Genomic DNA, 15,330 nt, shown 5'->3' on the forward strand with positions numbered 1-15,330 from the left:
GTAGTAAGGGAATGTTTTATTTTTGTGCTGTGCGCTGCAGGTGTTAATATGAATAGTGTTAATAGCATTCGGTCAATTTTTCTGGATTATTTTTGTCTTAATGGACATAAAGTTCTTTCTTCCAGCCCGCTTGTTCCACGAAATGATCCTACACTCATGTTTACAAATGCAGGGATGGTGCAGTTTAAAAATGTTTTTACTGGACTTGAACAGCGCTCTTATAAGAAGGCGGTAACTGCGCAAAAATGTGTTCGCGCTGGCGGAAAACATAACGATCTTGATAATGTTGGTTATACGGCACGTCATCATACTTTTTTTGAAATGCTAGGTAATTTTTCTTTTTGTGATTACTTTAAAGAAGAAGCAATTTTTTTTGCATGGCATCTTTTAACAAAGGAATTTTGTCTTCCAAAAGATAGATTATTGGTAACTGTTTATCATAGTGATGATGTTGCTGCTGAATTATGGCGCAAGATTTCAGGTCTTCCAGATGAAAAAATTATCCGTATTGCGACGGATGATAATTTTTGGGCAATGGGGGATATAGGTCCTTGTGGTCCCTGTTCTGAGATTTTTTATGACCATGGTGATAAAATTTTTGGAGGTCCTCCTGGAAGTGATAATGAAGATGGAGATCGTTTTATTGAAATTTGGAATCTTGTTTTCATGCAGTATGAGCAAGTAAGCAAAGAAAAGCGTGTTGAATTGCCTTACCCTTCTATTGACACAGGTATGGGATTAGAGCGTATCGCTGCTGTTTTGCAGGGTGTTCACGATAATTATGATATTGATATTTTTCGTACATTAATTAGTGCTTCACAAGAAATAACAGGTGTTGAAGCAATTGGTGATTTTATTGTGAGCCATCGTGTTATTGCTGATCATCTTCGTTCATCAGCATTTTTAATTGCTGATGGTGTTCTTCCTTCTAATGAAGGAAGGGGATATGTTTTACGTCGTATTATGCGTCGTGCTATGCGTCATGCTCATTTTCTTGGTGCTAAAGAGCCATTGATGTGGCGTTTATTGCCAGCATTAATCCGTGAAATGGGACAAGCTTATCCTGAATTGGTACGTGCTGAATCTCTGATTTCAGAAATTTTGAAATTAGAAGAAATACGTTTTCGTAAAACTCTTGAACGGGGTATTTCTTTATTAAATGAAGCAAGTACAAATCTCGAAGAAGGAGACCGTTTTGATGGTGGGATTGCTTTTAAACTTTATGATACATATGGTTTTCCACTTGATTTGACGCAAGATGTTCTTCGGCATCGTGGAATATCTGTTGATATTGACGCTTTTGATAAAGCAATGGAACATCAAAAAGAGGCAGCACGTGCTAATTGGTCTGGCTCTGGTGAAACTATAACAGAGACGATTTGGTTTTCTGTTCGTGATCAAGTGGGATCTACAGAATTTTTAGGTTATAAAACAGAAAAAGCTGAAGGTGTTATTACAGCTATTGTGCAAGACGATAAAACTGTTGATCATATTTCTTCAGGGCAAAAAGCTATCATTATTGTTAATCAAACACCTTTTTATGGCGAATCTGGTGGTCAAGTTGGTGATAGTGGCATCATTTCTGGCGAAAGTTTTATTTTTGAGGTGCATGATACCCAGAAAAAGGCTGATGGTGTTTTTATTCATATTGGAGAAGTTAAATCTGGCCAAGCGAAGATATCTGATTGTGTAGAATTAACTGTAGATATTGTTCGTCGTAAAAAAATTTGTGCTAATCATTCTGCTACTCATTTACTGCACGAGGCTCTGCGTCAAATATTGGGATCTCATGTTACACAAAAGGGTTCTTTTGTATCACCGGATCGGTTGCGTTTTGATTTTTCTCATCCAAAATCAGTTTCTTTAGAAGAATTAAAAAAAATAGAAGATTTAGCAAATGATATTATTTTGCAAAATAGTGAAGTAACAACGCGCATTATGGCTGTAGATGATGCAATTTCAGAGGGAGCAATGGCATTATTTGGTGAAAAATATGATGATGAAGTGCGCGTTGTTTCTATAGGTCGACAATTTGAACAAGAAGGATTGAAAAAGCATTGGTCAGTTGAGCTTTGTGGAGGTACACATGTGGAAAGAACAGGGGATATTGGTTTAATTCATATTATTTCTGAAAGTTCTGTAGCATCTGGCGTTCGTCGTATTGAAGCTTTAACAGGTATGGCTGCTCGCCTTTATCTCAGTAATCAAAATAAGCGCATTTATGATATTGCTGATCTTTTAAAAACTTTTCCTGCTGATGTGGAAGAACGTGTGCGTGTTTTACTGGATGATCGTCGTAGACTTGAAAAAGAATTGAATAATGCACGCAAGAAAATTGTATTGAATAATGGAGCACTAAAAAAATCTCGAGAAGATATCGTTATTATCAATGGTATTTCTTTTATGGGTCGTGTTATTGAAAATATTTCAGCGCGTGATCTTAAAGTATTTGTGGATTCTGGAAAGAAGCAGATTGAATCTGGTGTGGTTGCTTTTATTGGTATTTCAGAAGATGGGAAGGGAAGTGCCGTTGTTGGTGTTACTGATGATTTAAGCAGTATATTGAATGCTATTGACTTGGTTCGTGTGGTGTCAGATGTCCTTGGTGGTAAAGGTGGTGGTGGTCGTCCTGATTTAGCTCAAGCTGGTGGCCCCAGAGGAGATAAAGCTGATGAGGCTATTATGGCATTAAAATCTTTTCTTGAAGGATCATCTTTTGTATTCTCTACCTTTTAAATATCTTCAAAAGATGAAATTTTATCGTTTGGGCTTAGGTTTTATTACAAAGACAGACTATTGTTTATGTTATGCATGTCGATTTATGTAACAGGAGTTACATTTTCAATTAAATGATCATGCTTTTCAAATGATATGATGTTAGCATTTCGAATTATCAATAATAACATGCACTGTAGTAAAAAATAATTCAATTCTGATTATGTAATTATGTAGAATCTTTAACTATATATTCTGTTTTAATACAATTCAGATGATTAATTGCTAATTGCGCAAATATAAAAAACAATAGTTTCATCTGCATGCATTCGTCTTTTTTATAAAAAAACAAGTGAAAAAGACAAATATTATTACAACCATCGGAATCTATCAAGTTTTGTCCATTTACAAGGATCTAGCAATTTAAATTAAGGGGGATCGTGCTTTAAGCAGATTACTGTACGTTGATGAAATTCTATCGTTCTTTCTTTCTCACTTGATTATAGTTTTATAGAATATGGAAGTAAAGACGTTGAATATGTTATACATTTCAACAGGATGTCATTGTATCTCTTTACAGTGGTGTTTATCCCTCTTTTTTTGATTAACAATCAAGCTATATGATTAATATAGAGTTTATAGAGTAGAAACTATAACATATAAATGTGAATGAAAATCATTAGAAATTTCGTGCTGTTGGCGTTAAATTAGGAGAATAGTTGAAAGAGTTGGTTAAAATCGTTAATTTGTTTTCTTATATCATATGCTAAGAGGTCAGCGCTATGAGCAACAAAGACATAAGTAAGAATATTAAAATATGACAACATACTAAATTATAGGAGTCAGAAAAATATTTGATTTCTCTGCAATATAAAGAAACGGTGTATCCAAACAAAATTAATTCCATAATGACAATAACAGATAATGTAACATTGTTTTTATAGATCAAAAGATATGCGTTTTTTAAGATGAGAGAAGGTTGCTTACATAAATTTTGAATAGAGATACGAATGATACCAATATCCATATCATAGGTACAAATGTTATAACTTCTTGTAGTGGTTTGTTTTGTAAATGATAAAGTTTAAATTATAAAAAGATGAAATGTTTAGATATTGACTATAATTCTGTATGATGAATCCAATCGCATATGATATTGATTTTTGTACTTAATACAGACATAGCATAAAAATTGGTAAATAAAATTATGTGGCAAGGGAACTGTAGTGGTAGGTGTAGAAATAAAAAAAGTTGAAGCAGACGAAAGTGGAATGCGCTTAGATCGCTGGTTTAAGGTGCATTATCCAAGACTTGAGTTTGGATATTTACAAAAATTTTTGCGTTCTGGTCAAATACGTGTTGATGGTAGGCGCGTTAAAGCTGATACGCGTATCGTCATGGGGCAATCCATTCGTGTACCACCTTTGTCTGTCAATGAAAGAGAGAATTTTCCTTTAACGGATAAGATTATTCGTGGACAGGATGATAGAGTAATTTTGAAAAGAATGTTGCTCTATGAAGATGCAAAAATTTTTGTTTTTAATAAACCTGCAGGTTTAGCTGTACAGGGTGGTTCTGGCTTAACGCGCCATGTGGATAGTATGCTTGAGGTATGGCGCAATAAAAAAGGTGAAAAACCACGTTTGGTTCATCGTCTTGATCGTGAAACGTCGGGTGTGCTACTCGTTGCGAGATCAAGAGGGGCTGCGCAGGCTTTGACCGCTGCTTTTAGAGCAAGGGAAATAAAAAAAGTTTATTGGGCGTTGGTGAGGGGGGTACCCAGAAAAAAACAGGATAAAATTTCAACATGGATGGTTAAAGAAGTAACTGATCAAGGTGATAAAATGCGTGTTTGTGAACATGGAGAACCAGACTCTAGTCATGCAGTTTCCTACTATCGCGTTTTAGATACAAGAGGGCGAAATCTTTCATTGCTTGAAATGGAACCTTATACTGGAAGAACACATCAGTTACGTGTGCATGCTGCTTATATGAATCATCCTATCATAGGTGATTCAAAATATTTCTTTTCGGATAGTAATTGGAATTTACCAAGAGGAATTCAAAATCGACTTCATCTTCATGCACGTCGTATTCGTATACCTCATCCTTCAGGAGGCATATTGGATATTGTTGCACCTTTACCACCTCATATGCAGCAAAGTTTTAATCTTTTGGCTTTGAATGAAATTAATGATAATACAGAATAATAAAAAAACAGTTTATTCTATTTACTTATGTGTGAACATATTCTGTCATTGATGGTATAAGTTTTGCTACACAGATGATGATATTGGTTTGCATGCTTATTGATATTTTAAACAATTATTGTGCTGTGTCTGTTTTTGAAAAGGTTGGTACAGGTTCTCTTCGAGAAAGGTCAGAAGATTCGTTGAAAATAGTACGGATGGGGTGATATGTATGAAAATTTGGACTATTTTGATATGCCATTGAATAAAAATAATTCTATTCATAAAACTCAAAAACTTTCATGCCAGCCACTACCTAAGCGATTTTATAAAAAAGTAAAAATTACATGTGAGGAGAGGGGATTTTCTATATTATTAGATGAATGCCCAGTTAAAACACCAGCTAAACACCAATTTCTCGTGCCAACAAAAGTATTTGCTGAACTAGTAGCTCAAGAATTTGAGAATCAGAAAGAGGTTATGGATCCAGTGAAAATGCCAATTACACGTTTTGTTAATACAGTGATTGATGGCATAGCTGGCAATATGCAAGTTCTTTTCGAAGACTTATTACGTTTTGTTGCATGCGATATGATTTTTTATCGTGCAAAATCTCCGAAAGAGTTAGTACAACGACAATGTCAACAGTGGGATCCTTTGTTAGATTGGATAGAAGAAGAACTTGGTTCGCGTTTTAACGTGACAGAAGGACTTATGTATATTGAACAACCTAGAGAATCTATTCAAGCAGTGAGCAATTATTTACGCAGAGTAGAGTCTCCTTATATGCTTGCTGCACTTCATACAATGACAACCTTAACGGGGTCAGTTATTATCGCTTTCGCTATTGCTGCTAGAAAAATTGATCCCGATTATGCTTGGGATATCGCGCATTTAGATGAAAACTGGACAATGGAACAATGGAAAACAGATGAGGAAACATTAGCACGACGAGCACACAAACAAGCTGAATTTAACGCAGCAGTTACAATAATCACTGAGTGCTTGTAAGGTTTAAATTGTCTTCATTTATGCATATGCAATCATTTTTTGACTATAGTATTTTCGTGATTTTTTGAGGATTTATTTTTATCTTTTCAAGTCCAGGAAGTGCCTCATTGGTTATATTTAAGATTAACCTATCATTACCACGTAGAAAATACCACTGCTTATTGTCAAGAAGGGCAATAATTTCAGTTTGGATAGAGCATTTTTCTCCTGAATTCATTGTGATTACAAACTTTAAGGGTATAACAAAATAGGGAATATTATTATCAAGTTTTCCTTCACGTTTTTGCTTTTGATTGATTTGGATATTTTCAATTTTATAATTTTCCGCCAACTGTTTTAGTTGGTTTTTCATGATTTGCTGGAATTGTGATTTACTAAGATTCTTTTTGGTGGTTAAACTATCTATGATTTGGGGAGGAATAGCATTTAAGATGGCATCTACATCTGCATTTTGAATTGCTTTACTGTACGCAAATGCGGCTTTTTCAAGAGTTGTAAGTTCTTGATTGGTAATTGTATAGGCTTGAACTACTGATGTGATAAAAGAAAAGTGTAAAAGGATAAAGAAGAAAGAAAGAATTCGCAGCATTGAAGACCTTGATAATTGATTTAAATAAATTTAGCTAAGCTTATAAAGGAAAAGCCTGTTAATAAATAGTTCATTTTACTCTTTGAGAAGAAAAATATCCCACAAAAATGGAGGGATAATCTCAATTTTCTAATTTAAAAATAATGAGTTATTTTTTAAACAGAATAATACATGTCAAATTCAACGGGATGTGGAGTTGTTTCGTATCGTAAAACTTCTTGCATTTTCAATTCAATAAAGGAATTAATCTGATCATCATCAAAAACATCGCCAGCTTTAAGAAATCCACGATCTTTATCAAGTTCTTCCAATGCTTCACGCAGACTTCCTGATACTGTAGAAATTTCTCCGAGTTCTTTTGGTGGTAAATCATAAAGATCTTTATCCATAGCTTGTCCAGGATGGATCTTATTTTTTATTCCATCTAGACCAGCCATTAAGAGTGCTGAAAATGCTAAATACGGATTTGCTGTTGGATCTGGGAAACGTACTTCGACGCGTTTTGAATTTGGTGAAGAACTCATTGGAATACGGCAAGACGCAGAACGATTACGCGCAGAATATGCAAGTAGAACTGGAGCTTCGTAACCAGGAACTAAACGCTTATAGGAATTTGTAGATGGGTTTGTAAGAGCATTAACTGCTTTTGCATGCTTAATAACACCACCAATAAAGAATAGACAAGTTTCTGATAGTCCAGCATATTCATTTCCTGCAAAGACTGGTTTTCCATCTTTCCAAATGGATATATGTACATGCATTCCTGAACCGTTGTCACCAAAAACTGGTTTAGGCATAAAGGTTGCTGTTTTTCCATAACTGTTTGCTATTTGATGCACAACATATTTAAAAATTTGCATTTTATCCGCTTCGCGAACTAAAGTATCAAAACGAATACCTAATTCATGTTGAGCAGCAGCGACTTCATGATGGTGCTTTTCAACACGGACTCCCATATCTTTTAGTGCTGTTAGCATTTCGGATCGCATGTCTTGACAGGAATCTATAGGAGGAACTGGGAAATAACCCCCCTTCATTCTTGGACGGTGACCGAGATTTCCCATATCGTATACAGTATCATCATTTAATGGAAGTTCACTTGAATTGAGTTTAAACCCTGTATTGTAAGGATCAGTTTTGTATCTTACATCATCAAAGATAAAAAATTCTGCTTCTGGACCTATATTAATTGTATCTCCAATACCTAAAGATTTCATATAAATTTCCGCTCTTTTAGCAATAGAACGAGGATCTCTACGATAAAATTCTCCAGAAACAGGATCAAGCACGTCACAAAATAGGATCAAAGTAGATTGAGCGAAAAAAGGATCAAGATGCGCTGTTTCAGGATCTGGCATCAATACCATGTCTGACTCATTAATTGTTTTCCATCCAGCAATTGAAGAACCATCAAACATAACACCATCGATAAATGTATCTTCATTGACTTCTGCAATATCCATTGTGACATGATGTAATTTCCCTCGGGGATCGGTAAAGCGTAGATCTATAAAACGTATGTCATTGTCTGTAATCTGTTTAAGAACATCTGATGCGGTTGTCATATTTAATTTCCTTATTGTACTAGGGGAATAAAAGTAAAAAACTCTATGAATGTTAAATGGTATCGATTCCAGATTCATCGGTACTGATACGAATGGCTTTATCGATGGAGGAAACAAATATTTTTCCATCTCCAATATGTTTTGTTTGAGCAGCTTTACGTATTACATCAACGACTTGTTCCAACTTTTCATCTATAACAACAATTTCAATTTTTATTTTAGGTAGAAAATCAACAACATATTGAGCACCACGATAAAGTTCTGTATGTTCTTTTTGACGGCCAAAACCTTTTGCTTCTGTTACGGTTATGGCATGTAAACCGATCTTTTGAAGCGCTTCTTTTACTTCATCAAGTTTAAAAGGTTTTATAATGGCTTCAATTTTTTTCATGCTGAAATTATCTCCAACGTTATTTTATCCTTTTAGACTGCAATATATTATATTGACAGCTATAAGATGTACCAACAGATACTTTCTACACGGAAAAGTCAAATTAGAAAGATTTTTTTGCAGAAGAAAATAAATAGCTATTACTTTATAGAAGAAAGGGTACGATTTTTATAAAACGATTCAATGATACAGTAAGAAATATTTTAGTTTTATTTTTTCTTATTATGCTTTTATATACTTTTTATATTGAAGTCTTTTTTAAGACTTTGTACCATGTAAAGGGCGACGTTTGAGAATTTTTTTTAGAAATTTTCCGGTATAAGAAGCAGGGACATTAATGATATCTTCGGGACGTCCAGCTGTAACAATTTTACCACCACCATCTCCACCTTCTGGTCCTAAATCAATAATCCAGTCTGCTGTCTTTATGACTTCAAGATTATGTTCAATTACCATGACTGTATTACCTTGATCGACAAGTTCATGTAGTACTTCAAGAAGTTTTGATATGTCATGAAAATGTAAACCTGTTGTTGGTTCATCTAAAATGTAGAGCGTACGTCCTGTTGTTTTTCGTGAAAGTTCCTTAGCGAGTTTTACTCGTTGTGCTTCTCCACCAGAAAGTGTTGTCGCTTGCTGTCCAACTTTAATGTAGCCGAGGCCAACAGTTATGAGGGTTTTCATTTTGTTATGAATGGAAGGAACTGCTTGGAAAAACTCTTCTGCTTTTTCAACTGTCATATCAAGGATATCAGCAATAGATTTTCCTTTAAATTTCACTTCCAGTGTTTCTCTATTATATCGTTTTCCTTGACAGACATCGCAAGTAACATACATATCAGGTAAAAAGTGCATTTCAATTTTTATAACACCATCTCCTTGACATGCTTCGCATCGTCCTCCTTTAACATTAAATGAAAAGCGCCCTGGTTTATAACCGCGCGCTTTTGATTCAGGAAGTTCAGAAAACCAATCACGAATTGATGTAAATGCACCTGTATAGGTTGCTGGATTAGAACGTGGTGTGCGCCCAATGGGCGATTGATCGATATCAATAACTTTATCAAGAAATTCCAATCCTTCAATTTTGTCGTATGTTGCTGGGATTTGATGGCTTCCCATGAGATTACGTGATGCTGCTTTAAAAATGGTTTCAATGAGGAATGTGGATTTTCCTCCACCTGAAATACCAGTTATGCAGGTAAATGTTCCAAGGGGGATTTCAGTACTGATATTTTTTAGGTTATTGCCTCTTGCACCTATAATTTTGAGTGTTTTTGATTTTGATATTTTACGTCTTTGAGCAGGAATAGAAACGGTCATCTTTCCAGAAAGATATTGACCTGTAAGAGAAGATGGGTTCTTAATGATTTCTTGGGGGGATCCTTGGGCTATGATTTTTCCGCCATGAATGCCTGCGGAAGGACCGATATCAACAACGTAGTCTGCAGAAAGAATAGCATCTTCATCATGCTCAACCACTATAACTGTATTCCCAAGATCGCGTAAATGGCAAAGTGTTTTTAAAAGTCGTTCATTATCGCGCTGGTGTAAACCAATGGATGGTTCATCTAAAACATATAGGACGCCTGTAAGACCAGAGCCAATTTGAGATGCCAGTCGAATACGTTGACTTTCTCCACCTGAAAGTGTTCCTGAAGTTCGAGATAAGGTAAGATATTCAAGTCCAACATGTTTCAAAAATGCTAAGCGTGCGCGAATTTCTTTTAAGATGGGTGTTGCGATATTGTGTTGTTTTTCAGTTAAATATTTACCGACGTTTGCAAACCAATCATCTGCTTTTAAGATAGAAAGTTCTGATATTTGCCCAATATGCATCCCATTGATTTTTATAGCTAGTGCCTCTGGTTTTAAGCGATAACCATAACATGTTGGACAAGGTGAAGAAGATATGTAATTCTGGATCTCTTCACGTTGCCACGAAGAATCAGATTCTTTCCATTTTCGCTCCATATTTGGGATTATGCCTTCGAAGTGTTGGTGTGTTGTGTAAGATCGTTTGCTGTCTTTATAAACAAAGGGAATTTTTTTTGTTTTTGTACCGTATAAAATAGTATTTTTCGCTTCATCTGAAAGTGTGCACCACTCATCTGTGAGTTTAAATCCACAGGCTTTACCCAATGCTTCTAAAGTCTGGGTGTAATACGGTGATGATGATTTAGACCAAGGTGCAATAGCTCCAGATTTTAAAGTAAGGTTTTCATTAGGGATGATTCTTTTGGGGTCGATTGCCTCTTTGATACCAAGACCATCGCAAACAGGACAAGCTCCAAAAGGATTGTTGAATGAGAATAGACGCGGCTCAATTTCAGGAATAGAAAAACCGGATACAGGACAAGCAAACTTTTCTGAAAAAATAAGCCGTTTATGTGTTTCATTTTTTGATTTATTAGTTGACTCTTTTGTGTTTAAGGGTTGGTCTGTCATTTCAGCGATTGCCAGTCCATCAGCTAATTGTAAGCAAGTTTCTATGCTGTCTGCTAATCGAGATGTAATATCATTACGCATAATGATTCGATCAACTACTACGTCTATGTCATGTTTATATTTTTTATCAAGAGAAGGAATATCAGGAATTTCGTAGAATTTACCATCAACTTTTACACGCTGAAACCCCTTTTTAAAAAGTTCTGTTAGCTCTTTTTTATATTCTCCTTTTCGTCCTCGCACTAAGGGTGCCATGATAAAAATCCGTGTACCTTCTGGTAAATTCATAATTTGATCGACCATTTGGCTTACTGTTCTGCCTTCAATGGGAAGTCCCGTAGCAGGAGAATAAGGAACGCCAATGCGTGCAAAAAGAAGCCGCATATAGTCGTAAATTTCGGTGGTAGTGCCTACTGTTGAACGGGGGTTGCGGCTGGTGGTTTTTTGTTCAATAGAAATGGATGGAGAGAGACCTTCTATTTGGTCAACATCTGGTTTTTGCATCATTTCCAAAAATTGACGCGCATAAGCTGAAAGACTTTCCGCATAGCGGCGTTGACCTTCGGCGTAAATCGTATCAAAAGCTAAGGATGATTTACCTGATCCTGAAAGTCCTGTTATTACGATTAGCTTATCACGCGGGAGATCCAGATCAATATTTTTCAAGTTATGCTCACGCGCGCCACGAATGGATATGTATTTTTGATGAGCCATGTTTATCCTTGGCATATGTGACAATAATTGAACATTTATTATGAAATAAAACTGTTTTTTGGTAATTACAATGTATTTTACTATTGTAACATGGGACGAGAGCGTAGGTTGTGTATAAAAAAGAAAGAAGCTTTTTATTCTTAAAGATGAAATAAACTATACGTTGTTGTGATTTTTTGTTACAATCGAATATTTTATGACTTTGGAGTTTATGCGATGGCTGGTAGCCTTAATAAAGTGATTTTAATTGGTAACCTTGGTGCAGATCCTGAAATTCGCCGTTTGAATTCTGGTGACCAAGTGGCAAATATGCGGATAGCTACTTCAGAAAGTTGGCGCGATCGCAATACAAATGAGCGCAAAGAGCGCACTGAGTGGCATAGTGTCGTTATTTTTAATGAAAATATCATAAAAATTGTAGAACAATATCTTAAAAAAGGTAGCAAAATTTATATTGAAGGTCAATTACAGACACGAAAATGGCAAGATCAAAATGGTCATGATCGTTATACAACAGAGATTGTTTTACAAAAATACCGTGGCGAATTACAAATGCTTGATGGGCGAGGAGCAGGTGGCGAAGAACAGATACAAAGTGCAAATCAGCCAGTTGGTAGCTTTGGTGACAGTAACCTAAATCAGAGAGATGTTTTTGATCATACTCGTAGCCAGTTTGGAGAGAGTTTCTCGCATAAATTAGATGATGATATACCTTTTTGATTGTTCATTTTAGATTTTTGCGATTTAGGAAATTGAATTCTGAGCATTTGATTTAAAATATTTAATATTAATAAATAACATATTGAAAATTATTGTTAAATTTCTCTCTTGTCATGGGAGAGAAATTAGCATTTTGGTGTATTTTTCGATACAATAGAGTAAAGTGATTCTTTATTTGAAAGTCTTGAAGCTGTGACTGATATTATTTCGCTACCAGAACGTGATGTTCTGACCGATATTAAACCAATTAGTATTATTGATGAAATGCAGCGCTCTTATCTCGATTATGCGATGAGCGTGATTGTTGCACGTGCACTACCTGATGTGCGTGATGGTCTAAAACCCGTTCATCGGCGCATTCTTCATGCTATGAATGAAATGGGGCTTTCTTTTGATAAATCTTATCGTAAATCTGCAGGTGTTATTGGTGAAGTTATGGGGAAATTCCATCCTCATGGTGATGCTTCAATTTATGATGCGTTGGTGCGTATGGCGCAAGATTTCTCTCTGCGAAATCCGTTAATTGATGGTCAAGGAAATTTTGGTTCTGTTGATGGTGATCCGCCTGCGGCGATGCGCTATACAGAATGTCGTTTAGAGAAAATTTCGGAAGAGCTTTTAGCTGATATAGACAAAGATACTGTTGATTTTCAGGACAATTATGATGGGCGTGAACGTGAACCTATGGTTTTACCAGCACGTTTCCCTAATCTTTTGGTTAATGGATCAGGTGGTATTGCTGTAGGTATGGCAACAAATATTCCTCCCCATAATCTTGGTGAAATCGTTGATGGTTGTATCGCTTTGATTGATAATCCTGATATAACGCTTGATGAGATAATTAAAATTATTCCTGGCCCTGATTTTCCCACAGGTGGTATTATTCTTGGCCTTTCTGGTATTCGTTCTGCTTATGAAACAGGACGTGGTTCGATCGTGATGCGTGCTAAGGTTAATATTGAAGAAATTCGTAATGGTCGACAGGCAATTATCGTAAGTGAAATACCTTATCAAGTTAATAAAGCAGCAATGATTGAAAAAATGGCAGAATTGGTGCGTGATAAGCGTATTGAAGGGGTTTCTGATTTACGTGATGAATCTGATCGTGATGGGTATCGAGTTGTTATTGAGCTTAAGAGAGATGTTGTTGCAGATGTTGTCTTAAATCAGTTGTATCGTTATACACCGCTGCAAACTTCTTTTGGTTGTAACATGGTTGCGTTAAATGGGGGAAAGCCTGAACAAATGTCGTTGCTTGATATGCTTCGTGCATTTGTTTCTTTTCGGGAAGAAGTAGTTAGTAGAAGAACAAAGTATCTTTTGCGTAAGGCACGTGAGCGTGCGCATGTTTTGGTTGGTCTTGCTATTGCTGTCGCTAATATTGATGAGATTATATCATTAATTCGAAACGCACCTGATCCCCAAACAGCACGCGTCCAATTAATGGAACGACGCTGGCCTGCAGCTGATGTCGCGCCTTTGATTAAGCTTATCGATGATCCTCGTCACATTATTCATGAAGATAGTACTTATAATTTATCTGAAGAACAAGCTCGTGCTATTTTGGAATTGCGTTTGCAAAGATTGACAGCGCTTGGGCGTGATGAAATTTCTGATGAATTGAACAAAATTGGAGTGGATATCTCTGATTACCTCCATATTTTAGCATCACGTTTACGGATTATGAATATTGTTAAGGACGAATTAAATGCTCTTCGTGAAGCATTTGCAACTCCTCGGCGCACTGCCTTTGGTTTTGGCAGTGCTGATATGGATAATGAAGATCTTATTACGCCGGAAGATATGGTAGTAACAGTTAGTCATAGCGGATATATTAAGCGTGTACCTCTCAATACATACCGTGCACAACGTCGTGGCGGTAAGGGACGTTCTGGTATGTCTACAAAAAATGAGGACTTTGTAACTCGTTTGTTTGTGGTCAATACTCATACACCTGTTCTTTTCTTTTCATCACGTGGAATTGTTTATAAAGAAAAAGTTTGGCGTTTACCTATTGGTACGCCGCAATCGCGCGGTCGGGCTCTTATCAATGTGCTTCCATTACAGCAAGGTGAGCGCATAACAACGATTATGCCTTTGCCAGAAAATGAAGCGAGTTGGAGCGCATTGGATGTCATGTTTACAACGACTCGTGGAACTGTGCGTCGCAATAAATTATCGGACTTCGTTCAGGTTAATCGTAATGGTAAGATTGCTATGAAACTGGATGAAGAAGGAGATGAAATTCTTTCTGTAGAAACTTGTACAGAAGGTGATGACGTTGTTCTGACAACAGCTAATGGGCAATGTATTCGTTTTCCAGTCGTTGAGGTTCGTGTATTCGCGGGGCGTAATTCAATCGGGGTACGTGGTATTAATTTGGCTAAGGGTGATAGAGTTATTTCTATGACTATTTTAGAGCATGTTGAGGCGACACCAATTGAGCGTTCAGCTTATATTAAACGTGCAATTAATGAACGGCGTGCAGCTGGTGCTGATGCTGAAGATGTCCTAATTCTTGATGATGATGCAGGAATTGAAACAGAGCTGACAGATGAACGTTATGCAGAGCTTAAGTCTAGTGAGCAAATGCTTTTAACAGTTAGCGAGTTTGGTTATGGAAAACGATCTTCTTCATATGAATTTCGTATTTCAGGACGTGGCGGAAAAGGGATCCGTGCTACAGATTTATCCAAGACAGTTGAAATTGGTAAGTTAGTAGCAGCTTTTCCCGTGAAGACACAAGATCAAATTATGTTAGTGACAGATGGAGGAAAACTTATTCGTGTTCCTGTTGATGGTATTCGTATAGCTGGCCGTTCAACTAAGGGGGTAATGATCTTTAATACAGCTGAAGGTGAAAAAGTTGTATCCGTCGAGCGTATCTCTGAGTCTGAAGATGATGTTAGCCAATTAGGTAATGAAGGTGAAAAGAATTCTGATACGATTGCTATTATCAAAGAGGAATAATTGCAGAAGTAGTGGAGT

General features: G+C 36.3%; 9 protein-coding genes. 5 read left to right on the forward strand and 4 right to left on the reverse strand.

What is annotated here, in order from left to right; all coding sequences use genetic code 11:
* Positions 1-48: 48 nt before the first annotated feature.
* The 3 genes from alaS (at position 49) to V3565_RS05900 (ending at position 5,915) form a co-directional block, all read left to right on the forward strand.
* Positions 49-2,736, forward strand: a complete 2,688-nt coding sequence (alaS, locus tag V3565_RS05890) for an alanine--tRNA ligase (RefSeq protein ID WP_455478250.1) — start codon at positions 49-51, stop codon at positions 2,734-2,736.
* Between the two features lie 1,205 nt (positions 2,737-3,941).
* Entirely contained in the window at positions 3,942-4,925 is a 984-nt protein-coding gene (locus V3565_RS05895; RefSeq protein WP_455478251.1) for an RluA family pseudouridine synthase, read from the forward strand.
* A 207-nt stretch (positions 4,926-5,132) separates the two neighbouring features.
* Positions 5,133-5,915 (forward strand): ATP12 family chaperone protein, encoded by a 783-nt coding sequence (locus V3565_RS05900; protein ID WP_455478252.1) that lies wholly within the window; start codon positions 5,133-5,135, stop codon positions 5,913-5,915.
* A gap of 43 nt (positions 5,916-5,958) precedes the next feature.
* Here the strand turns inward: V3565_RS05900 and V3565_RS05905 are convergent, their stop codons facing one another.
* The 4 genes from V3565_RS05905 to uvrA all read right to left on the reverse strand — a co-directional run bounded on the left by V3565_RS05905 (position 5,959) and on the right by uvrA (position 11,622).
* Entirely contained in the window at positions 5,959-6,504 is a 546-nt protein-coding gene (locus V3565_RS05905) for a hypothetical protein (RefSeq protein ID WP_455478253.1), read from the reverse strand.
* Between the two features lie 155 nt (positions 6,505-6,659).
* Complete coding sequence (gene glnA, locus V3565_RS05910) at positions 6,660-8,069, reverse strand: type I glutamate--ammonia ligase (RefSeq protein ID WP_455478254.1); 1,410 nt, start codon at positions 8,067-8,069, stop codon at positions 6,660-6,662.
* 52 nt (positions 8,070-8,121) lie between these two features.
* Entirely contained in the window at positions 8,122-8,460 is a 339-nt protein-coding gene (locus V3565_RS05915; RefSeq protein WP_455478255.1) for a P-II family nitrogen regulator, read from the reverse strand.
* A 258-nt stretch (positions 8,461-8,718) separates the two neighbouring features.
* The gene (uvrA, locus tag V3565_RS05920) at positions 8,719-11,622 is read right to left on the reverse strand and encodes an excinuclease ABC subunit UvrA (protein ID WP_455478256.1); all 2,904 of its coding nucleotides are present in this window, start codon (positions 11,620-11,622) and stop codon (positions 8,719-8,721) included.
* 216 nt (positions 11,623-11,838) lie between these two features.
* Between uvrA and ssb the strand changes: the two genes are divergently transcribed.
* A complete protein-coding gene (gene ssb / locus V3565_RS05925) occupies positions 11,839-12,342 on the forward strand; it encodes a single-stranded DNA-binding protein (RefSeq protein ID WP_455478257.1) in 504 nt (167 codons plus the stop codon).
* Positions 12,343-12,534: 192 nt separating this feature from the next.
* A complete protein-coding gene (gyrA, locus tag V3565_RS05930) occupies positions 12,535-15,312 on the forward strand; it encodes a DNA gyrase subunit A (RefSeq protein WP_455478258.1) in 2,778 nt (925 codons plus the stop codon).
* The last annotated feature ends 18 nt before the right edge of the window (positions 15,313-15,330 follow it).

It is taken from the genome of Bartonella sp. B10 (assembly GCF_053794435.1).

Bases quoted from the DNA above. Each gene is read 5' to 3' on its own strand.
- V3565_RS05900 (WP_455478252.1), top strand. From the start codon at position 5,133: ATGTATGAAAATTTGGACTATTTTGATATGCCATTGAATAAAAATAAT.
- V3565_RS05905 (WP_455478253.1), bottom strand. From the start codon at position 6,504: ATGCTGCGAATTCTTTCTTTCTTCTTTATCCTTTTACACTTTTCTTTT.
- glnA (WP_455478254.1), bottom strand. From the start codon at position 8,069: ATGACAACCGCATCAGATGTTCTTAAACAGATTACAGACAATGACATA.
- ssb (WP_455478257.1), top strand. From the start codon at position 11,839: ATGGCTGGTAGCCTTAATAAAGTGATTTTAATTGGTAACCTTGGTGCA.
- alaS (WP_455478250.1), top strand. From the start codon at position 49: ATGAATAGTGTTAATAGCATTCGGTCAATTTTTCTGGATTATTTTTGT.
- uvrA (WP_455478256.1), bottom strand. From the start codon at position 11,622: ATGGCTCATCAAAAATACATATCCATTCGTGGCGCGCGTGAGCATAAC.
- V3565_RS05915 (WP_455478255.1), bottom strand. From the start codon at position 8,460: ATGAAAAAAATTGAAGCCATTATAAAACCTTTTAAACTTGATGAAGTA.